Source organism: Lactobacillus sp. WILCCON 0149, assembly GCF_057197965.1.
The window spans coordinates 1,257,023-1,277,311 of record NZ_JBUBHO010000001.1; the positions used below are offsets into that span (position 1 = coordinate 1,257,023).

Annotated in this window: 21 protein-coding genes; 4 read left to right on the forward strand and 17 right to left on the reverse strand. The window is 44.8% G+C overall.

Annotated elements, in window-relative coordinates; all coding sequences use genetic code 11:
- The first annotated feature begins 119 nt into the window (after positions 1-119).
- The 3 genes from ACYVUV_RS05775 (at position 120) to ACYVUV_RS05785 (ending at position 3,013) form a co-directional block, all read left to right on the forward strand.
- Positions 120-1,532 carry an ATP-binding protein gene (locus ACYVUV_RS05775; protein WP_439774994.1) on the forward strand — a complete coding sequence of 471 codons (1,413 nt, stop codon included), beginning with the start codon at positions 120-122 and terminating at the stop codon, positions 1,530-1,532.
- 138 nt (positions 1,533-1,670) lie between these two features.
- Complete coding sequence (locus ACYVUV_RS05780) at positions 1,671-2,327, forward strand: hypothetical protein (protein WP_439774993.1); 657 nt, start codon at positions 1,671-1,673, stop codon at positions 2,325-2,327.
- Positions 2,328-2,347: 20 nt separating this feature from the next.
- Entirely contained in the window at positions 2,348-3,013 is a 666-nt protein-coding gene (locus tag ACYVUV_RS05785; protein WP_439774992.1) for a hypothetical protein, read from the forward strand.
- A 64-nt stretch (positions 3,014-3,077) separates the two neighbouring features.
- On the opposite strand, the gene ACYVUV_RS05790 is transcribed toward ACYVUV_RS05785, so the two are convergent.
- From ACYVUV_RS05790 to ACYVUV_RS05835, 10 genes are all read right to left on the reverse strand, one after another.
- The gene (locus tag ACYVUV_RS05790; protein WP_439774991.1) at positions 3,078-3,398 is read right to left on the reverse strand and encodes a carboxymuconolactone decarboxylase family protein; all 321 of its coding nucleotides are present in this window, start codon (positions 3,396-3,398) and stop codon (positions 3,078-3,080) included.
- 20 nt (positions 3,399-3,418) lie between these two features.
- A complete protein-coding gene (locus ACYVUV_RS05795; protein WP_439774990.1) occupies positions 3,419-4,453 on the reverse strand; it encodes a zinc-dependent alcohol dehydrogenase family protein in 1,035 nt (344 codons plus the stop codon).
- 209 nt (positions 4,454-4,662) lie between these two features.
- Entirely contained in the window at positions 4,663-6,006 is a 1,344-nt protein-coding gene (locus tag ACYVUV_RS05800; RefSeq protein WP_484499046.1) for an IS66-like element short variant transposase, read from the reverse strand.
- The gene (locus ACYVUV_RS05805) at positions 5,963-6,217 is read right to left on the reverse strand and encodes a transposase domain-containing protein (protein ID WP_484499045.1); all 255 of its coding nucleotides are present in this window, start codon (positions 6,215-6,217) and stop codon (positions 5,963-5,965) included. The genes ACYVUV_RS05800 and ACYVUV_RS05805 overlap by 44 nt, the downstream gene beginning before the upstream one ends.
- 55 nt (positions 6,218-6,272) lie before the next feature.
- Positions 6,273-6,620, reverse strand: a complete 348-nt coding sequence (gene tnpB, locus ACYVUV_RS05810) for an IS66 family insertion sequence element accessory protein TnpB (protein WP_484499044.1) — start codon at positions 6,618-6,620, stop codon at positions 6,273-6,275.
- Positions 6,613-6,795 carry a hypothetical protein gene (locus ACYVUV_RS05815; protein ID WP_484499170.1) on the reverse strand — a complete coding sequence of 61 codons (183 nt, stop codon included), beginning with the start codon at positions 6,793-6,795 and terminating at the stop codon, positions 6,613-6,615. The genes tnpB and ACYVUV_RS05815 overlap by 8 nt, the downstream gene beginning before the upstream one ends.
- Positions 6,796-7,412: 617 nt before the next feature.
- On the reverse strand, positions 7,413-8,909 hold the full coding sequence (locus tag ACYVUV_RS05820; protein ID WP_484499372.1) for an RNA-guided endonuclease TnpB family protein: 1,497 nt from the start codon (positions 8,907-8,909) through the stop codon (positions 7,413-7,415).
- Positions 8,909-10,288, reverse strand: coding sequence for an IS3 family transposase (locus tag ACYVUV_RS05825; protein ID WP_484498894.1), 1,380 nt, complete (start codon positions 10,286-10,288; stop codon positions 8,909-8,911). Before ACYVUV_RS05825 ends, ACYVUV_RS05820 begins: the two co-directional genes overlap by 1 nt.
- A 108-nt stretch (positions 10,289-10,396) precedes the next feature.
- A complete protein-coding gene (locus ACYVUV_RS05830; protein WP_484499171.1) occupies positions 10,397-11,056 on the reverse strand; it encodes an IS607 family transposase in 660 nt (219 codons plus the stop codon).
- A 32-nt stretch (positions 11,057-11,088) separates the two neighbouring features.
- A complete protein-coding gene (locus ACYVUV_RS05835; protein WP_484499172.1) occupies positions 11,089-11,322 on the reverse strand; it encodes a G5 domain-containing protein in 234 nt (77 codons plus the stop codon).
- 293 nt (positions 11,323-11,615) lie between these two features.
- Here ACYVUV_RS05835 and ACYVUV_RS05840 point away from each other — a divergent pair, with 293 nt between their 5' ends.
- Positions 11,616-12,131: a DNA topology modulation protein gene (locus tag ACYVUV_RS05840; protein ID WP_484499173.1), complete on the forward strand. Its 516-nt coding sequence runs from the start codon at positions 11,616-11,618 to the stop codon at positions 12,129-12,131.
- A 12-nt stretch (positions 12,132-12,143) separates the two neighbouring features.
- Here the strand turns inward: ACYVUV_RS05840 and ACYVUV_RS05845 are convergent, their stop codons facing one another.
- The 7 genes from ACYVUV_RS05845 to ACYVUV_RS05875 all read right to left on the reverse strand — a co-directional run bounded on the left by ACYVUV_RS05845 (position 12,144) and on the right by ACYVUV_RS05875 (position 20,289).
- Entirely contained in the window at positions 12,144-12,686 is a 543-nt protein-coding gene (locus tag ACYVUV_RS05845) for a hypothetical protein (RefSeq protein WP_484499174.1), read from the reverse strand.
- Between the two features lie 15 nt (positions 12,687-12,701).
- Complete coding sequence (locus ACYVUV_RS05850; protein WP_484499175.1) at positions 12,702-13,310, reverse strand: hypothetical protein; 609 nt, start codon at positions 13,308-13,310, stop codon at positions 12,702-12,704.
- Between the two features lie 91 nt (positions 13,311-13,401).
- Positions 13,402-14,181: a hypothetical protein gene (locus tag ACYVUV_RS05855; RefSeq protein ID WP_484499176.1), complete on the reverse strand. Its 780-nt coding sequence runs from the start codon at positions 14,179-14,181 to the stop codon at positions 13,402-13,404.
- Positions 14,182-14,495: 314 nt separating this feature from the next.
- Positions 14,496-15,704, reverse strand: a complete 1,209-nt coding sequence (locus tag ACYVUV_RS05860; RefSeq protein WP_484499177.1) for a metal-dependent hydrolase family protein — start codon at positions 15,702-15,704, stop codon at positions 14,496-14,498.
- A 73-nt stretch (positions 15,705-15,777) separates the two neighbouring features.
- Entirely contained in the window at positions 15,778-17,403 is a 1,626-nt protein-coding gene (locus tag ACYVUV_RS05865) for a peptide ABC transporter substrate-binding protein (RefSeq protein WP_439776185.1), read from the reverse strand.
- Positions 17,404-17,716: 313 nt separating this feature from the next.
- Complete coding sequence (locus ACYVUV_RS05870; RefSeq protein WP_439776184.1) at positions 17,717-19,351, reverse strand: peptide ABC transporter substrate-binding protein; 1,635 nt, start codon at positions 19,349-19,351, stop codon at positions 17,717-17,719.
- Between the two features lie 305 nt (positions 19,352-19,656).
- Complete coding sequence (locus ACYVUV_RS05875; RefSeq protein WP_439776183.1) at positions 19,657-20,289, reverse strand: hypothetical protein; 633 nt, start codon at positions 20,287-20,289, stop codon at positions 19,657-19,659.

The window sequence follows — 20,289 nt, forward strand, 5'->3', positions numbered from 1 at the left end:
AGCTTTTTGCAAAAAAATTTTGTTTTCGGCAAAATTCTTGCTGATGACTATAATTACGATTATAATAATTACGATTAGACTAAACACGATTATATTAATCATGATTAGAGGTAAACATAATGAGTCAAACTTTTATTGCCCGGGAAGCAGAGCTTGCGAGCCTGGCTGACATGTATCAGAGTCCTCGCTTTGAAATGGCGGTTATCTATGGCCGGCGCAGAGTTGGAAAGACATCTCTGATCAAAGAATTAATTAAAGACAAGCCAGCAATTTATGCAAAAGGAATTGAAGCAACAAAAGAACTCAACTTAAACTATCTGACCAATGCGGTTCTGGACTTCGAAAATCCTAACCGTTTAGATCGCAGTTTTAGCTATAGCAATTTCCGGGATATTTTTAGCAAGGTACAGGACCTGGCGAACATGCAAGATCGCAAATTGATTTTTGTCCTGGATGAATTCCCCTACTTCGCCCAATCAGCCCCAGAAATCAGCTCGGTTCTCCAGTTTGCCATTGACCACGTTTTTAAAGAGTATGACAACATCATGCTGATTCTGTGCGGATCATCAATGTCCTTTATGCAGCACCAAGTATTAGGCCATCAAAGTCCACTTTACGGCAGAAAAACTGGCCAGTTTAAAATACGGCCGTTTGATATTTTTGACACTAAGAAAATGCTCCCCCTTGTCAAGAATGAGGACCTTCTAGCCTACTACGGCATCACCGGCGGGATTCCGCAGTATCTCAGCTTTATCGATCAAGACAAAAGCATTGAAGAGAATATCAACCGGCTTTTTTTGCGGAATAATGCCATTTTGCAAGACGAGCCGAATGTCCTGTTGCAAGAAGAACTCCGGAAGCCGGCAACCTACTATTCGATCCTGGTTGCTTTAGCACAAGGGAAAACAAAGCCAAATGAAATTTACAAAGCGATCGGTTTGAACAGTGCATCTAGCTTGAGCCCCTACCTCAGCCGCTTGCAAGAACTAGAAATGGTTGAAAGGAAGTTGCCTATCCTTGAGAAAAATACCAAGAATGCCATCTACCACATCTCAGACACAATGTTTCAGTTCTGGTTCCAATATATTTCAGGCCAGCAGGATAAGATTTCACTTGGCCGGACAAGTGGTCTCTTAACAAGGATCATGGCGGATCTGCCAAACTTTTTAGGACCAGTTTTTGAGAAAGCCTGCAGGGAATGGACCTGGAGACAAGACGACCTCCCCTTCGACCCGCAGGAAATTAGCAGCTGGTGGGGCTACAATCCTGCCCTTAAACGACAAGAAGAAGTCGATTTGGTTGCCGTGAGTTATGACAAAAAAGAAGCGATTATTGGTGAATGCAAGTGGCGCAAGGCAGAGAAGCTGAGCCCGCAAATGCTAGATACCTTGCGCAGCCGCGCGGCACTGCTTAGTTCGAAATTCGGCATCACGAAAACTCATCTCTACTTCTTTGTCAAAGAGAGCAGCCCTTCTTTTAAAGAGCTGGCTGAAATGCAAAAAGTTAGACTAATTCTCTTTGATGATTTTTGAAAAAGTTGATAAAACAAGTTTCGTCAGACTTCTCATGTGAGGTCTGACGTTTTTTCGTAAGTTAGATTTTTTAAGTTCAGTTTCAGTAGTACAATATGAAGTGGTAATATTTGTTTCAAACATACGAGGAGTGAGTTTATGAAGAAAAGTGTGATAACTGGTGCACTTGTCGCAGCTGTAACTCTTGGTTTGGTGGCTGCTCCTAAGGCAGAAGCCAACTCAGCTAAGTACACGATCAAGCAATACCGGTCGGTTAGGAAGTATAGGCATGGGATGAAGGCGACTTTTTCCTACCAACTGCCGCAACTGAAAGGCAACTCCGCCGCGGTAAAGAAGATCAACAAGGACATGAAGAAGAGCTATAGTACCGAGAAGAAGAATTCGAAGACGGTCTTCCACTTCGCTAAACAAGACGCGGCTGATTTTTCTAACCAAAGCTATTTCGATACGATAATCGCAAAGGCAACCTATAACAAGAGAAAAGTTATATCATTTCGGACTTATAAGAAATGGTGGGCTGGCGGTGTCAGGCGAGACACCTTAGACAGCTTGACTTACTCACTTAAAACTGGCAAGAAGTTGAACGTTTATGACGTGGCTAAAGGCAGTCGTGCGAGTGTGAAAAAGAAGCTTGTTAAAGGCGCCAAAAAGTTTGGGGCCGAAAGTTACTACTTTAAGTCAATGGATTTAAAGGATCTGAGCTTTGTTTTGAAGAACGGCAAGGTATATGTGTACCCACAAGTTAATGGCCCAACCATGCTTAAGTCCTTCACCCTGCCTGCTCGGTACAAGTAATAGCTAATTGGAGAAATAACATGAAAAAGAAATATGTTGTCGCTAGTGCCCTTGCATTGGCTCTGTCTGTAGGATTAGTTACCAGTTCCAAAGCAGAAGCTAGCAGCTCTGCGAAGTACTACTTTAAGCAATATAAAACAGTTAGAAAATACAAGCATGGGATTAAAGCTATTTTTGCCTACAAACTACCACAATTGAAAGGCAATTCAGCTGCCATCAAGAAAATCAATGAGTCTTTACGAAAAAGCTATACGGCTGAACTTAAGCACAAGAAGGAATTATTTGAGTTCGCAAAATGGGATTCCAAGCATGTAGGTACTCATACAACCTACGATGATATTGTAAAGCCACGTGCAACCTACAATAAAAATGGCGTTATCTCCTTTAGATACGGTCAAGATTATAATATTGGCGGAAGCGCTACTTACTTTACAGGTAGTTGGACCTACTCCCTTAAGACTGGAAAAAAGCTTACTGTTTTCGATGTTGCGGAAGGCGATAAAAGTAGTATAGGCACACAACTCTATTATGGCGCTGTAGACCTTGGGGCTGACGATGAGTACTTACGCACCACGCATGCTTCTAAGATGAATTACACTCTTAAGGGCGGAAAAGTATATGTATATCCACGGATTGCCGCGGCATACAACAGTAAGTACTTCGTCATCCCTTCCCGCTACAAGTAATCAGCAAAAACAAAGATCGTCATTCCACCCATGTGGTCTGACGATCTTTTTTGCATATTCTGGTTTAGTCTCCGTAAACTTCTTCAATCAAAGGGAAAGTACTCCACGCCTTAGGCCAGCCGCAGTAGAAAGCCAGCTGAGTGACAATCTCCACTGCCTCTTCCTTGGTGATTCCATGCTTTTTGCCCAATTCCAAGTGGCTCTTCAGTTGCGGGTACAAGCCTGCGGAAAACAGTGCGGCAATGGTAATCATGCTCCGGTCTCTAGCCGACAATTTGTCTTCTCTTGACCAAACTTCCCCAAACAAAACGTCATCGTTCAGCTCCGCGAACTTTGGTGCTAACTTGCCCAAACGATCGCGGCCTGCAGTTTGTTTTTCTGCCATTTTTATCACCCATAAAAAAATTACTTGTCTGCCACAACCAGCAATGACTTAATTGCTTGCCGCTGGTCCATTGCATCGTATGCGTCTTGCACATGATCAAGGTCAAAACTCTTAGTGAAGACCTTGCCTGGGTGGATTTCACCCTTTAAAACAGCGTCCAGCAATACTTCATGGTCGTAAGTAGTGACGTTAGCGATCCCGCCACGCCAGCCGACATTCTTCCAGAAGAACTTGTTGGTTTCCGGTTCCTTTTGCGGAACCCCTACCCGGCCGACAACCGCACCAGCACGGGCAATCTGACCAGCCTGGTCAATAGAGCTGCTTGCCCCAACGCATTCCAAAACAGCGTCAGCGCCGTAGCCGCCAGTCAGTTCCAAAACCTTCTTGACCGCGTCTTCACCGCGTTCACTAACGATGTCAGTTGCGCCGAATTCCTTACCCAAGGCTGCCCGGTCTTCGTGGTGACTGAGCAAAATGATCTTTTCAGCACCGAGCAATTTAGCCGCGATAACCCCGCACAAGCCAACCGCGCCGTCACCGATAACTGCTACCGCATCCCCCGGCTTAACCTCCGCGCTAGCCGCAGCATGGTAGCCGGTTGCCATAACGTCTGATAAAGTCAACAGGTCTTTCAATTGCTCTTCAGTGTAGTCGCTTGGCTGGCCAGGGATTTTCACCAAGGCGCTGGCGTTCTTAAAACGCAGCTTTTCTGCCTGGTAGCCCTTGTTGCCGCCGGCTTCTACGTTAGGACAGTTGCCATCAAAACCAGCCTTGCAGATCTTGCACTTCATGCAGCCGTGAGTAAAGGGAGCGATAACAAAGTCACCAACCTTGACATTGTCGACCTTGTCACCGACTGCTTCCACGATCCCGATGGCTTCGTGGCCAACCGTGCCTTCAGGCCGGTCAGAGATGCCTCTGAACCACCACAGGTCTGAACCGCAGACGCAGGCTCTAATTACGCGAACCACCGCGTCGGTGTCTTGTTCAAGTGTCGCGTCTTCAACTTCCCGGGCTTCAACCAGGCCCTTTTTAACGAAATATGCTGCTTTCATTTTTTCTCGCTTTCTCTTGTAAAAATTCGCTAATATTCTTTATGATTATTGTAGCCTTTAGCTATAATTTTGGCGATTACTTAGCTTGTATATTGGTATTCATGAAAGGTATAGTCCCTTAGATTACAAAACCGTAAGCACCCAATAGCAGAGTATATTAAAATCCCATCCTAGCAATGCTAAGATGGGATTAATCAGTTTATGGGACTTTACTTGCAGTGGAGCTGAACATTCTCAGCCCATGGTAAATAGGCTTCCAGACGTTGATCGTCTAATAATGACAGCTCATTGGGCAGCTTGTCTAGAAGATAGTTGATATATTTGAATTGATCCAAGCCATTTTGCTTGGCAGTTTCGAGTATGCTCATAATGATAGCCATGGACTTGGCGCCGGAACTGCTCTGTGAAAAGAGCCAGTTCTTGCGTCCCATGACGATCTCTTTGACTGCTCGTTCTGCTCTGTTGTTGGACAGTTCAAGGCGACCATCTTTTAGAACGTTCATGAACTTGTCCATGTGCTTTATGCAATACTGGAAGGCCGTCCCCAGCTTGCCGGAAGGCAACACGGAGATTGATTTCTTGGAGCACCAGTCGGAAAACTTCTCTAGCAGAGGCTTTAATTCAGACTGACGCTTCTCGTATCTCTCTTCAGCGGAAAGATCTTCCCAAGCGTGCTCCAGGCTAAACATTTGATTACAGTAGTGGATCCCTTGATTAGCCACTGAAGTTGCGTCTGATTCTCTAGCCTTGTCTTTAGGCAAGGAATCATGGAATTTACGTCTTGCATGAGCCATACAGCCTACAAGAGTCACATCCTGTTGGCTTAATCGTAAATAGCCAGGATATTGATCACAATGAAGGTATCCGCTGAAGCCTGTGAGGAAATCCCACGCTTCGGCACCTTTTCGTGATCCATGGTGATACAGGACAATCGGCTTCTCGGCATGCTTGCCTGATAAGAAGGTCCAGACGTAGTCTTTAGCTCTTTCGCTGTCTAAGACTCGATATGGCGTCTCATCTGCGTGAATGACATCCAGCTTTAGCAGCTCTTTTCTCAAGAGCTCGTAAAGGCTGGAGAGGTAGTACTCGCAGACTTTGATATGCCAATTCGAAACCGTCTTGTGATCAAGCGGAAGGCCCATGCGCCGCAAGTCTTTCTCTTGCCGGTAGGCAGGAACCTTGAGGACATACTTCTGATAGATCGTATCAGCGATCAAAGAAGCTGAGCCAAGACTGTTGGTTAATGGTGCCTTGGGTACAGGTGCTTTGATAATCTTGTCAGCTGGTGCCTCATCACTGCAGTGCTGGCACTTGTAAGAGTGCTGGATGTGATCGATTCGTTTAACCTGGGCTGGAATATAGAGCAGCTCTTTTCTAGCACAGAAGCTGCCGATCTCTTTCAGCTCGTGCTGGCAGTCTGGACAGGTAAGATCATCCAAACGATGATGAACTTCCTCGCCCGGCAGAGAATCTAAGATATCTTGCTTTCTGCCGACTTGCTTGCGTCTCTTATAGGTAATAGTTTCGGTAACGCGAGGGTAAGTCCTCGTCATCTTGAGAGGCATTGTCTTCCTCGAAAAGGCTCAGTTGATCTGGGTTGACAGCTCTCTTTTCGGAAGACTTGCCGTAAAGCTTATTAGTCAAATAAGCAACTTGTTCAGTAAGAAGGGCAACCTGCTTGAGCAATTCTTCGTTATTTGCTTTGAGCGCTTCGATATTAGCTTTAAGCGTTTCAATTAAAGCTAAAGTTTCTTTTTCGGTCATGATCGCTGTCCCTCCTTGATTCATAATCATAAGAATACCAGAAAAGCTCGTGAAATCAATAGAATTCACGAGCTCTTGCGGTATTAATTTTAGGATCAATGGTAAAGCCTTGCATCAAGCGCATGACTTGTTCATCAGACAACTCTCGAACTTCGTCTTCATTGTTTGGCCAGGCCAGCTTCCCGTTCTCAAAGCGTTTATAGAGCAGCCAGAATCCCTGGCCGTCCCAATAAAGTGCTTTGAAGCGATCTCTTCGGCTGCCGCAGAAGAGAAAGACACTTCCAGAGAAGGGATCGAGATGGAAGCTCTTCTTAACTATGTAAGCAAGCGAATCAATTCCCCGGCGCATGTCGGTCTTACCGCAAACAATGAACACTCGACCTAATTCAGCCAGATTAATCATGGCTCAAGAACCTGTCCACGACTTCGAGCATAAGCTCGTTAGTGGCATCACTGTAAAATGACAGCTCAACTCCATTGGACTTCAGATTGAGAACGAGCCTGTTCTTTGGAAGCTTATTCCTAGTTCTGAGTTTGCCCTTCGGCAGCTCGAGCGGTACGATTGGATGTTCAGTCATAATATCGTGTTCCTCCGTATTCAATTGTTAAGAACAGTATATGACTATTGCCCGGGGGTTGATAGATACCGCGCTATTGGGTGCTTACACAAAACCGCACCCCATGCGTGGGATGCGGTTTGTTAGTGTATGGTTTGATTAGTTCCTTCTCTGTAGATTAGTTGCTTTCCTTGGTTCCAATGACAACGACCTTATCAACCGGGTTCTTAACTTCGAGTTCAGCACCTGCTTGGACATATCCCGAATCATAAAACTTACTAAATCTTGATAATCACATCAGTATTGGTAAGTTTTTCTGATATTCCTTTCTAGTGAAATCTATGGGTAGATTCAACTTGGCAAAAGAAATCAGATTTTTAACCTTTTGAAGTTAAGGTCAGTGAGTACGGTTGGCTGTCAAACAACGCCGGATGGCGTCATCCAATAGCTTTTTATCTGCCCCACTGAAAACTTTTAGCATGGCAGTCTTGAAGGCATCTTGCCCGCAAAAAAGCAGGCAAGCATATCGTGATGCCTTCTCGAAGCAGTCAAGCCGCGATTTTAATACCCCGAACTGAGTTCGTTAAAGCTGACTGCTCTTACATGCTAGAGCCTTCAACTTTGTAGTATTACTAGGCTTATGCTTCTTTTATCCGACTGTCAAGAATTTCCTTAACTCGCTTGTAAGGCGTGTAAAGCGTGATTTCTTCGTCAGTTAATCTACTCAATATATTTTTTGCTGCGGCGATATTCGCATTCATCTCGCCGCATTTCTTGCATTTAGTCAGTTCATGATGACTGCCGTATCTTTCCTCAAAATGCTGCCCGCAGATCGGACAGTACTGAGAAGTATATGCCGGATTGACATCATGAGTTTCAATCGAGTTCTTGCTTGAAAGATATTCAATGCGTTCATCCAACTGGCCCTTAGTCCATGAATTCAAGCGCTTGCGCATCTTTTTTGCGAATCTGCTGTTATCTGATTTGACGCCTTTTTCTTTTACGAATGTCAAGTCTTCCTTGGCAATGACCGCCGGATGCTCTTTCTCAATCATCCTGTTTATCGCACAGTTGATAAAGCTTCGGACGGTTTCTTGAGCTGAGCGGTAGCTCTTTTCATACGACTTTCTGCCGATATTGTTTTGCTCCAGATTCTTAAGCTTGCCAAGCAGTTTTCTTTTCTTCTTCGAAGCTGTCTTAGACAAAGGTTTATCTGCCTTTTCCAGTTGCTCAAGCTGCTGATTGAGCAGCCAGCGCAGACTCATATATGGCTGCCGATTTGCGTTTCGCTTGCCATATTTGTCAACGATGGCATTTGCAAGCTTACAGAAATTTTTACCATATTCATTGCCGCTGCTGCAGGAAAGCAAGGTGGCAAGCCCCTTGTCAATGCCGATCGCCTTCTTTGAATCGTTGCTGTAGCGTTTGCTAGTGATCAGCTTATGAACTTCGAGGCGCTGCTTGACGCGGTCAAGCACCACTGTGATATCGCCGGTCCGTGGATAACTCCACGGACTGGTCATCTCTATAGAAAATTGCTTTCTAGGCACATCTGAACTGAATGAAAAAGTATTTCCTTCAAATGCCCAATTCAAGTCACACTTCATGCTAGAGCCAAGCTTGCCCGACTTGCGTGCCCGGTAGTGGTAGCGGTAAGTAATTCGGTGTAAGTAGCTGTATGCTTGCTTGATTTGCTTATCCGTCAGCTTAGCTTCTATTTCAGTTAAAGCTTCGGCATATTCTTCCGGCAGCTCAATTGGCTTGTGAAGAAGAACGGCTTGCCATGCACTTTTAAATTTCAAGATAAAGAACAAAAGGTGGCGCTGATCTGCAGAAAGATTTTCATTTCCTTGGATCACTTTCTTCAAGCGGTTAGCCAGATTCGACCACATACTTTTTATGTTGGCGCATGCTTCACGGAGAGCGCCTACCCAGTGCTTGGTCTGAAAGTTGTAGACTGTTTCCAGCTTTCCTTTTGCGCCTTTAACCGGTTTGTCCCACTTGCGAACTTGGTTGCGCAGGGCCTGCCAGCTATTAACCGCAAGCATCGACTTGATGCCGCAGTAGCGGTTCAAAAAGAAATGCCGACATCTGCCGTATCTGATGTGACCCCCAAAATTGGGACAATTTAGTATTACGCCGTTAAGGTTGTTAAAACATGATTCCGATATTCAATCGGGGTCATGTTTTTTCGTCCTGTCTTGATTCTTACGTTGTTGTAGTAATCGATGTATTTGTGAATAGCTTGTTCAAGCTCATTTAAGTCCTTGTATTTATGTTCTTGGCCGTAGAACATCTCCCGCTTAAGAATGCCGAAGAAGCCCTCCATTAAGCCGTCATCAAGAGAATTACCCAACCTGGACATGCTCTGATCGATCCCTCTGTTAGCCAGAGCCGCTTGATATGCTTGGTGCTGATATTGCCAGCCACGGTCTGAGTGGAAAATAAGCCCGTTAAGAGCCGGGTGCTTCTCAAATGCGTCATCTAGCATAGTCATCACTTGCTTAAGGTCTGGGTGCCTAGAAATGTTGTAGGAGATGATTTCTTGGGTACAACCATCGATAATTGGAGAAAGGTAGAGCTTTTGATCTTTAAGATGGAATTCAGTCACGTCGGTAAACCAATGTCTGTCCGGAATAATTGCGTAAAAATTGCGCTTGATTAAGTCTGGCTTGATCTTGCCTTGAACGCCGTAATAGCTGCTGTATTTACGTTTCTTGCGGATTGCGATGGCGAATAAGCCCATCTTTTGCATGAGCCTCTGCACCTTCTTATGGTTGATCTCATAGCCTTCCCGGCGAAGCTGTCCGTAAATTCGCCGGTACCCATAGCGTCGGCTGTGTTCAAGAAAGATCTCTTTGATTCTATCCATCAGCTTCTGGTTACCAGAATCCTTATCAGGCTTATGGATTTGGTAGTAGTAGTTACTTCTTGAGATATGAGGCAATCCAGGGTTGGCATTGATAACGTCGATAATGTACTTAACGCTAAGCCGCAATTCTTGCCTTAATTCAGTGATTGCACGAGCTAATTCTTCTTTTCTTGGCTCTTCCGTTCTTGAATTAAGGCCTCCAATTTTTTTATGTATGCAAGCTCGACTGTAAGCCTCTTTACCTGCTCTTCCAGCTCTTTGATCCGTTGTTTGTCCTTGCTTTTGGGCATTCTTGGGTGGTCTACCTTTCTTCTTGGTAATGACAGTATACCCGTTTTCTTTGAAAGAGCGAAGCCAATTTGCAAGAATTCCTGTATTTGTAAGCCCTAAGTCTAAGGAAACCTGCCTAAGAGCTTCACCACCTAGCAGAACTCTATCAATGGCAGCAAGCTTGAAATCAGCAGTATATTTCTGTTGTGGGCGATCCAAAATGTCTTCGCCATGCTTTTGGATCAAGTCTACCAAATATTGGATTCCTCCGCGCTCCATCCCATATTTTCGGCTGAGGTAGGTGCCTCTTCTATGATCGTCTACCCATTCGTGGTAAATAGCGAGTTTGATTTCTTTAGTGTATTTAGTCATGAAAATAACCCCCGAAATTAGTGTCCTAATTTCGGGGGTCATATCAATCTTTCAAAGAAGTCGGACATTCTGGCAAATTTTTCATCGCTTAACTTTTTGGAGTAGACTCTAACTGTCTTGGGCTGAGTCTTTGTCACTGTCTGCTTGATTGAAGAGCTTTTGGCTTTCTTGGATGACTCTTGCATTCTGACGCGACCTCTTTCCATACAGCTTAGCTGAGAAAACAGTGATTATAGATAAAACATCTTCTACAAGTTCTGAATTAGGATCAACGTTGTCTGTCTGATTGATGACAACTAGCTCTACGTCGTTTGCCTGGCAGATCGTCTCAATCATTTCAAAGCCAAAACGAACAAGTCGGTCTTGGTAATTTACCACGACTCGTTCACACTGTTTCTTACAGATCATGTTGATCAACTCGGTTAGGCCCTTTTTCTTATAGTTGAGACCTGATCCAACGTCTTGAATGATCTTAAACTGATAGCCATTGACTTCGCAATATCTAGACACTACATCCTTCTGCCTTTGGAGGCCTTCTTTTTGATGACCAGAAGAAACCCGGCAATAGCCGATGGTCAGTAGCTTCTTAGGCTTAGATGCCGTCACATTTCCTTGCAGAACTTCATCTAGCATTTCTTTAGTGTAGCGACGTTGATTGGAGGCGGTTCTAAGCGGTGTAATCAATCCCTCAGCTTCCCAATTGCGGAGAGTTGACTTGGCAACGTTAAGGTACTCAGCTGCTTTTGATATGGACATGTATTCGCTCATCGTTTCTTCCTTCCAATCTTTCGATATAGATATTATATCAAGAATTGGTAAGAAACGTTGCTATTTAGCATTGGATAAAATGAATACTTTTCAGCAGTCAAAACCGTTTTTTCATCTAAATAGTATGGCGTGATACTCTTAGTTGAGCCATTTTCCCCGCCTGTAACTATCGTAGTCCCCTTTGGCAGATTAGGATCATACTTCTGAATCGTTTTATAAGGAGTAACTTTGTATTCAACTTCCGACTTAGTACCAACAGAAACCACTTGATCAATCTTTCTTTGGATCTCATCTACCGTGAGACCATAGGTAGGTCTGATAGTGGAATTCGAGAATATGCACCACTTTTCTTATCTTCCGGGTGAGGTTCAATTGTTATGGACTTCTTGTTCGGCACCATAGACCCAATACATTCGCATTGCTCCACTAGTTTCTAGTTCTATACAAATCATCAAAGAAACTAAAGAAAGTTTGATGATCCATGGGTATAATTTATCTACTGTGTAGCTGACTTGATATAATATTGATAACGTCAAAAGAATACCGAAAGGAACACATCATGAAGATCGCAGTAATGGGTTACAGTGGCTCTGGCAAGTCAACTCTATCCCGCAAGTTAGGTGAATTGTACCAAGTTCCCATTCTTCACTTGGATAGCGTCCAATTTTTGCCAAACTGGAAAACGAGATCAACGGAAGAACAAGGCAAGATCGTCCAAACTTTTCTTAACGATAATCCTAGCGGCTGGGTCATTGATGGAAACTACAACAAACTCAGCTATGAACGCAGAATCATTGAAGCGGACATCATTATCCAACTCTTATTCAGTAGAAAAGATTGCCTGCTTCGCTGCATCAACCGCTATCGTAACTACAAAGGAAAGACCCGGCCTGATATGACAGTAGGCTGCGATGAAAAATTGGATTTTGAGTTTATCAAGTGGATTCTTTGGGACGGCCGGTCAAAAAATATCCAAGACCGCTATGTCCGAGTCCAGAAAAAGTATCCCAGCAAAGTAGTTGTCCTCCGGGATCAGCAGCAACTTAACGAGTATCTGCAAAATATAAAAGACTAGCAGCAAATCAGCTTATTCAGCATCCAGTCCCAATGCTGTTTCTGCTTGATACTTGTCGAGATTCATAGACTGCATCAGATACTCAACTGCATGCTTATTTTGCGCTGCCTTTGCTTTGGCAATTCTCTTTGCTGTATGTTGGGTAAATACTTCATTCATGCTTGTGCTGCCATTTGGATCTTCATTAGTGAGTTCTTCAATGGCTTCTTGCAAGTCATCCCCTCCGCCCATGGTCATGATTGAATTCAAAACAGAAACCATGTCTTCGTTGCTCAACTTCTTATCGCTAAATTTATCATCCGTTTCCTTTAACTGCCCTAAATCAGCAACTGCCTGTTTGCATCTTTCTACCGAAGCTGGCGCGTATCCCAATGCCTTCATCGCCTCTTCTTCAGACAAATTCCTCGATTCCATCAAAGCGTGGAGCAAATGCAGCTTATTCCTCGCTTGAGCAACGTCAACCCGTACTCTAGTGAAGTCGTTGACCAGCTCATCCTCTTTAGTTGTCTTGTCAACAATCTCATACAGTTCATCCAGACTGTCCATCAATATCATTGTTTTTCCTTCTTCCTATCCAAGCAGTTGTTCGATTACTTCCAACGTCTCTTGATACAGATCGTTGTAACTCAAAATCCCGCTCTGCAGCATATCTGCCAAAACAGTAATCTGTACCGAGGCCATGTGTGCATAATCGTCATCTTCAAAGCTCGGAAACTCTTCTTCCATGAGCTTCTTCATTCTGGCAAAAGCATACGTTGCCAAAATCACTGGATCCATGTCACGAGGAAACTTGCTTATTTCCATTTCAAATTCTCTTGCCGCAAACTCTTCTTCACTCATATTATTCGCGGCTAAAAGTTCCTGCAATTGCCCTGGTGCAAGCCGGCCATCGCCTTCTGCCATGATTCTCCTGTTCTTCTGCAGCAAAATGTTCTTGCATTCTTGGACAAGTTGATCTTGCGTGAGGCGGCCATGCTCCGTCATGTCCATCATGATCGTAGTCAAAACCATCCCTAACTGCGTCCCCTCTTGCTCAGTAAGGTTCAGATTGTTCTTCTCCATCAATTCCAGGCGAAAGATGAACGCAAGCTTGGCCAAGGCTTCATTCTTGTCACCGTCATCAACTTCCTTAAGCCCCGCGTCCAATTCGACTTTGGCGATTTCTTCTTCTGACTTCATCGTTTTACCCCCTAAAATTTTCTAGCTTCATCTATTGCTTGTACTATTGAAAGTACCAACTTTAATAACCCCTTAACTTAATTTCTCCCAGCTACAACAGTTGGGAGACTTTTCTCCTTGTTTCTGTTAACCAGTTTAACCCAGCAGCTTTGCTTGGAAGCGGCCTGCGCATTGCCAAATACATCATTCCGCCCTCTTCTTTGAAAAGGCCGTAAAAAGATTCACTGACTTCTTGCGTTCTGACAACATACACCCGGCGTTCAGTCTGAATTTTAACGACCCGTTTCACATACTGCCGCATCCTCTCTTCTGTTGTCGTCACCGCTCCTTTAGGATAAAGCAGCTCCAGCAGATTCAAGGCATCCTTGTACTTGCGCCGATCAAGTCTTTGATTTCGCTCGAACTTTACCAGTTTCGCGCTTAAGTCTTGACTGTACGGCGTCAGCTCGATGACGTGAAGCAAATCGATGGTGACATCCGTGTCATGCTTGATCTTTTCCAGCAGCAGATTTCTCAAAGGCTCAATAAACAAGGGATTCTTGCAAAAATCACTAATCTTGTCATATGCCGTGCCCCGGCCGATCTCTTGCATGAATGATTGAAGTTCTTCTTCCTGCTCCCTTGACAGTAGCTCTTCCGGCGTCTTTTCTTTCAATCCTTTGAGATTACAGAGCTGCAAGGTCAGATTCTCAGGTTTTGCGGTTTTATAGGCAGCCGGACTCTTCTTTATCATATCCAGCATTCTTTGGGCGTATTTTTTCTCTTGGTACTTAGACGCTTGCCAAAGGTTGACAGTATATCTTTCAGAACAGTTCCTCGCGAAATATAAACCTGTTTCTTTGTCGACGATTACGTACCCTTGCTCATCCAACTTCTTCACCTCCATTTCTAAAACATAAGGACTTTAACTCATTCATTTTTTCACATCAACTTGCCTGTTTTGCACCAAATTATAGCATATCCATCTATTTTTGTACCAAAAAAAGTACAATATCTTATTTGCAACAGCCATACTACTCTCTCCTTAGTCTCTGAGGCACTTATCAATTACCTCCTGCATCTCATCCCTAAGCCGTACGCACGTTCTGTTTCTGTCCTTATTCTACCACCATATTTTCCCGAACGCCAGTTTCTTTTCCAAAAAAATAAAAACTCTAGACAGAAAACTGTCTAGAGTTACGTTCACTAAAACTTTCTTTGTCCGTGTTGGTATACTTGCTTATCGCTTTGACCTACCGCTGCCACATCTTGCAGTGGATTATCCTTCAACACAAGGAAGTCAGCATACTTGCCGACCTCAAGTGAGCCGTATTCCTGGTCGATCTTCAGCAGTTCAGCACTGCCCAGGCCGGCGGCCCGCAAAGCTTGATAATTGCTTGCCCCGGCTCTGGTAAGTTCAACCAGTTCTTTCCAAGTCTGATTCAGTGGGTTGGCTGGAGTACCTGCATCAGTCCCCAAAGCCAATTTCACTCCGGCCTTGATCGCCCGGCCAACATGAGTGTAAAAGTCATCCAAAGCATTCCGCATCTTTTGAATTGAGAACAGGGTCAAATCCGGCGTGTCATCTGGTAGATTGGCAACCTGGTAACCAGCAATCAAAGTTGGTGAAAGGAAGATCCCCTTCTCCTTCATGGTCTCAATATCTTCGTCAGTCACGTAGAAACCGTGTTCTACTGAATCAACGCCTGCTTCAACACAATAGTGAATCCCTTGCGCTCCTTGAGCGTGGGCACAAATCGTCATGTGTTTGGAATGGGCTTCCTCAACTGCCGTTTTGATTTCTTCAAAAGTCAATTCCGTATCATCAACTTGGTCAGTCGTCGACATGATCCCGCCTGTAGCCATCAACTTGATGTTTTCTGCCCCTAGCTTAAATTGCGTCCGGACCGCCTTACGCATTTCGTCCGGCCCGTTAACCAGCCAGGATGACTCAAATTCGTTGTTTTCGCCATTTCTGGCATCCCCATGACCGCCAATTACTGAAATTGCCCGGCCACATGGCATGATCCCCGGCCCTTCAAAAGGATGCTGCGCTCTTTCCCGCTTCAACTTGATATCAACGTCAAAGCCAACCGCGCAGCTGCGCAGGTAAGTCACCCCGCCTTGCAGGCCTGACCGCAGATTCTCCAAAGCTGCCACGGTCGTACTGGTTTCAGTTTCTGGATATGCCCGCTTGGCATAAGGATCCATACCAATGTGAGTGTGGGCATTGATCAAACCAGACATCACGTATTGGCCATCAAGATCTACCGTCTTGTCAGCGGCTTTTACCTCGCCTTGACCGAGCTCAGTAATTTTCCCAGTCGCGTCATCAACGGTAAACCAGGCATTTTCCTTTACCTCATCTTCAGTCCCAACAAATAAATTACAGTTAACAAAAGTCGTCTTGGTCATAAGAAGTCTCTTCTTTCTATACTCTCTGCTGCCATTAATCGTTCAGTTTTTGAAAATCAATCTAGTTAACTGTTTATTTCTCATAAACGTAAGCGTGGGCAAACCAGTAAGAACCGCCGTTAAAGACAACGTCGTGAACCGTTGACCGGACAAGCCAGGCCTGGCCCATGTGGTAGAGTGGTGATAAAGCTTGCTGGTTGGTCAAAACTTCCTCTGCTTGCAAGAGGTAGCTGAGCCGCTTTGCGCCAGTCGCGGTTTGTGACTTGTTTACGGCTTGGTCGTAAGCCTTGCTTGACCACTTGCCGAAGTTGTAGCTTTGGCCCGTCAGCATGTATTTCAAGAAGTTGTAAGGATCCGGGAAGTCACCGGTCAAGCCGGTTAAAGTGACTTGGTATTGGCCGTTAAGCATCCGGCTGACCCGCGTGGTCTTTGGCAGATTTGATACTGAAACGTCAACTTTGTCGCCAAAAGCGGCCTTAAAGCAGCTTTGCAGGTATTCAGTCGTTTGCTTGGAAGTATCGTCGTCATCGCCAGTCAAGGTGAAGCTGAGCTTCTTCATGCCCAGTTGCTTCAAGCCTTTTGCCAGGTATGCGGCAGCCTTCTTTTTGTCGTAAGTCATGTAGACATTGTTTGGATTGCGCTTTTCAACGTAAGCCGCAAACTTTTGCCCGCTGGCAACTACTGTTGGCGCGGAGAATGTCTTGGCAACAGTGTTTTCGCCGCCAACCGTCTTTACCAAAGCTTGCCGGTTAACAGCCATTGAAAGGGCCCGTCTTACCCACACGTTTTGCAGGAACTTGTACTTAGATACGTTGTAAGTCAGGTATTGAGTGTTCCCTTGCCGGCGAACCGTGTAAGCCTTGTTGGTCTTCATAGCCTTGGCCGCCTGGCTGCTGAGCAGTGCCGCATCGAGCTTGCCGCTTTGATAAAGGTTGAGGTCCGTTGACTGCGTCTTCTGCACGCTGTAGGAAACTGTCTGCAGCTTGACTGACTTCTTGTTCCAGTAGTAGGGATTCTTGACCAGTTTCCAGCTCAAGTTTGAACCCGTCCAGCCAGTCTGCTTGAAAGCCCCATTGTAAACCATGTACTTAGAAGCTGTGCCGTACTTTTTGCCGTATTTTTCTACAGCTTTCCGGTTTTGCGGGAAAAGTCCGCTGGCTACCAGATACTTCATGTATGGCAGCTTGTGTTCCAAACTGACAACCAGCTTGTACTTGCCAACAGCCTTGACCCCCAATGAACTTGGCTTTTTCTTGCCAGCCACTACCGCATCAGCATTCTTGATCCCATCATACAGGTTCCCTTGCTGGGAAGCAGTCTTAGGATCCAGAGTCCGCTGCCAGGCATAAACAAAGTCCGCCGCGGTTACCTGATCACCATTTGACCAGCGCGCGTTCTTGCGCAAGTAGAAGGTCCAGGTCAAGCCGTCTTTTGAAACTTTTGAGGACTTAGCAACGCCCGGAGTCAGCTTGGAATTTGCGTCCAGGTTGTACAGGCCTTCCATTACATTGTTGAGTTGTTCCCCGCCAGTGGTATCCACCACCTTGGACGGATCCATTGTTTCGATCTCTGAGGTAGTCATCCAGTTAAGCTGGGACTTCAGTTTAGCTTTGGAAGCTGAGGATGAGCTGCAGGCTGACAAAGCACCAGCAGTTAAGGTTAATGACGCTACGACTAATAATTTATGCAATTTGTTCATGATCTTCTTCTCTTTCTTTGTTGCTTTTGCTACTCGGTTTACGCGCGGAAAAAATATTTTACTTGCCCAAAGGGGCAATAATTCGCGCTGAAGCTGTTGCAATCAAAGAAATAGAATTTGCTCTCAAGATTGAACTAAATTTTGCCTTTACCTGTCATCTTTTGGATGCCTCTCTTTCATTTTCTTTTAAGATACTACCCATGTTACTAGATTTAGATTAATTTTCAAGACTTTTTCAAAAAAGTTTATTTTCTTTTTTGCCAGATTCGATTTAAAAGAAAAAGGCACCGAAGCACCTCATTATTTTATTATCTTATTTGCTTTCACTCGCAGCGTAAGCATTCTTGAAGTCATTGGCTGAACCAGTAAAGACTACGCCATGAACATTTGGTCTGATCATCCAGGCCTGGCTTAAGTGGAAGAGCGGCGTAATCCCCTGCTCTTTTGCCAGAATTTCTTCAGCCTTGGCCAGCTCCTGCAGCCGCTTTTTATCACTGGAAGCACTGTTTGAAGCATCAACAATCTTGTCGTAAGCAGAATTGTTCCAGGAGCCAAAGTTGTAAGTCTGGCCGCTGTGCATGTACTTTAGGAATTCGTAAGGATCTGCCGCGTCAGTCGTCAGACTCATGAAGCAAAGCTCATAAGTCCCATTCATTAAGTGACTGATCCGGTTAGTCTTTGGCAGGCTCTTCACGGAAACGTTAATCTTGTTGCCAAAAGCCGCCTTTAAAGCACTTTGCAGGTACTCGACCGCCTTTTTGCTCATATCATCGTCATCACCCATGATCGTGAAGGCGATAGACTTTTTGCCCAGCTTCTTCAGAGCTGCGGCAAAATATTTTTGCGCTTGCTTCTTGGAGTACTTGCTGTATTTAGCCGCGTCAGTCTGGCTTACAACGTATTTGGCAAAATTCTGTCCGCCAATTGCCATGCTGGCTGAGCTCATGGTCTGGGCAGTCTTATTGTAGCTGCCTTCTGTATTGACCAGGGCCTGGCGGTTGATAGCGATGGAAATTGCCCGCCGCAGGTCGGCGTTCTTGAAGATGGTCACCTTCTTGATGTTGTAGTTCAGGTAGTAGGTGTTGTCCTGGTCACGCACAGTATAGCCGGCACTCTTCTTTAGCTGGCTTGCCGCGGAAGTATCAAGCAGAGCCGCGTCGAGCTTTTTGCTCTGATAGAGGTTGTAATCAGTTGACGCCGTTTTCTCAACATTGTAGTTGACGGTTTGCAGCTTAACAGCTTGCTTGTCCCAGTAGTACTTGTTCTTGACCAGTTTCCAGGTCAGGTTTGAACCAGTCCAGCCCTTTTGAACAAAAGGTCCGTCATAGTACTGATATTTCGAAGCAGTGCCGTACTTTTTACCGAACTTTTCAACGGCAGTCTTGCTGACCGGGTACATCCCGCTAGCAACGGTTGTCTTGAAATAAGGCACCGGGTGAACCAGCTTGACAACGAGCTTATATTTGCCAACGGCTTTTACCCCCAGACTTGACGCTGACTTCTTGCCTTCAGTGATGGCGACCGCGTTCTTGATCACCTGGTACTCTGTCGTATTTCCGGCGCCAGTCTTTGGATTGACCGCCCTTTGCCAGGAATAGACAAAGTCTTGGGCTGTAACCTTTTCACCATTTGACCAGTAAGCATTCTTCCGAAGAGTAAATGTCCAAGTCAAGCCATCTTTAGATACCGCCGCTGTTTTGGCTATCCCTGGCTTAACCTTGCCATTTTTCCCAAGGCGGAAAAGGCCTTCAAATGTATTAGTCTCTTGCTCACCACTGGCTGTATCCACAGTGGTGTTGGGATCCATAGTTTCAATTTCTGACGTGGTCATCCAGCTGATCGACTTTTGGTAAGTCGTCTTGCTGCTGGCGCTGCTGCTTCCGCAAGCGCTAAGAGTAGCCACAACGACACTAGTAATTACCATGGGAATATAGTTCTTCTTTTTCATGTGATTTAGTCCTTTTCTTTTGATTGATCTGCTGCTTTCTTTAAAAGTCGCGGCACAATCGATCGGTTGAAAAGACCCGCTTCACCATGAATTTGACTATCTCAATTTTACTTTCATTATTGACTTCCATCCTTCACTTTTGTTTTTTGAGATAGTTTTATTATACTAAGACAAATTAGAATGTAAAGATCTCTTTTAATTTTCATATCATTTTTTGCCAAAAACTTTTTTTTTAAATCCAGGATAAAGTTATTCCCTTTTCAGCAGAAAAAAGACTGACAAAATTAATTGCCAGTCTCTTTCGTCTATTCCGGGAACTCTTCCCGCTGCATTTTTTCGGTGATCTTGTTCAACATTTCATTGATTCCCATTACTTTATCAGCAAAGCCCCGGCCAAAGTCATCTGCCAGTCTGTCTTTGAGCAGCTTTACTGAGTCCGGGTCCTGCTCATTTATATCTAAACCGTAGTAGTAGTTGGCCACCTTGTTTAAAAAGGGAATCATCCTCAGCGTCTTGATAACTGCTGGTCTGCCATTGTTGTACTTTTCAGCATCTGCTTGTGACGCTTCTTCGGTTGACACGCTAGCGGACCATTCAAAATAAGCTTCATCGATTCCGATAGTCACCACGCTGTAGCTGTTGCTTAAATCTTCCTCATACCAGAACTTATGCCGTTCTGTATCACCATCTTCTTGCTCATTATAGCCAGGTATGCCTTGTCTGAACATCCCTTGGACAATTACCAGCTTATTAGTCAGCAGATCATCGTAGAGCTGAGCCAAGGTTTCCACCCTGGTCCATGAAGCCCTTTCCAAGAGTTCAGGTTTATGACGCATGTTCCGGATAGTCTGATATGGTATGCCTGTTATATTAGCTAATTCACCGACATTTACGTCTTCCAGAAGCAGGGCCTTTTTTGCATCTTCCAGTTCATTCAT

Coding starts and splice junctions, on each gene's coding strand:
- ACYVUV_RS05860 (WP_484499177.1), bottom strand. CDS start 15,704: ATGACCAAGACGACTTTTGTTAACTGTAATTTATTTGTTGGGACTGAA.
- ACYVUV_RS05805 (WP_484499045.1), bottom strand. CDS start 6,217: ATGACCGAAAAAGAAACTTTAGCTTTAATTGAAACGCTTAAAGCTAAT.
- ACYVUV_RS05800 (WP_484499046.1), bottom strand. CDS start 6,006: ATGACGAGGACTTACCCTCGCGTTACCGAAACTATTACCTATAAGAGA.
- ACYVUV_RS05850 (WP_484499175.1), bottom strand. CDS start 13,310: ATGAAGTCAGAAGAAGAAATCGCCAAAGTCGAATTGGACGCGGGGCTT.
- ACYVUV_RS05825 (WP_484498894.1), bottom strand. CDS start 10,288: ATGACTAAATACACTAAAGAAATCAAACTCGCTATTTACCACGAATGG.
- ACYVUV_RS05875 (WP_439776183.1), bottom strand. CDS start 20,289: ATGAATGAACTGGAAGATGCAAAAAAGGCCCTGCTTCTGGAAGACGTA.
- ACYVUV_RS05775 (WP_439774994.1), top strand. CDS start 120: ATGAGTCAAACTTTTATTGCCCGGGAAGCAGAGCTTGCGAGCCTGGCT.
- ACYVUV_RS05780 (WP_439774993.1), top strand. CDS start 1,671: ATGAAGAAAAGTGTGATAACTGGTGCACTTGTCGCAGCTGTAACTCTT.
- ACYVUV_RS05815 (WP_484499170.1), bottom strand. CDS start 6,795: ATGACTGAACATCCAATCGTACCGCTCGAGCTGCCGAAGGGCAAACTC.
- ACYVUV_RS05785 (WP_439774992.1), top strand. CDS start 2,348: ATGAAAAAGAAATATGTTGTCGCTAGTGCCCTTGCATTGGCTCTGTCT.
- ACYVUV_RS05790 (WP_439774991.1), bottom strand. CDS start 3,398: ATGGCAGAAAAACAAACTGCAGGCCGCGATCGTTTGGGCAAGTTAGCA.
- ACYVUV_RS05840 (WP_484499173.1), top strand. CDS start 11,616: ATGAAGATCGCAGTAATGGGTTACAGTGGCTCTGGCAAGTCAACTCTA.
- ACYVUV_RS05830 (WP_484499171.1), bottom strand. CDS start 11,056: ATGAGCGAATACATGTCCATATCAAAAGCAGCTGAGTACCTTAACGTT.
- ACYVUV_RS05870 (WP_439776184.1), bottom strand. CDS start 19,351: ATGAAAAAGAAGAACTATATTCCCATGGTAATTACTAGTGTCGTTGTG.
- ACYVUV_RS05845 (WP_484499174.1), bottom strand. CDS start 12,686: ATGATATTGATGGACAGTCTGGATGAACTGTATGAGATTGTTGACAAG.
- ACYVUV_RS05795 (WP_439774990.1), bottom strand. CDS start 4,453: ATGAAAGCAGCATATTTCGTTAAAAAGGGCCTGGTTGAAGCCCGGGAA.
- tnpB (WP_484499044.1), bottom strand. CDS start 6,620: ATGATTAATCTGGCTGAATTAGGTCGAGTGTTCATTGTTTGCGGTAAG.
- ACYVUV_RS05865 (WP_439776185.1), bottom strand. CDS start 17,403: ATGAACAAATTGCATAAATTATTAGTCGTAGCGTCATTAACCTTAACT.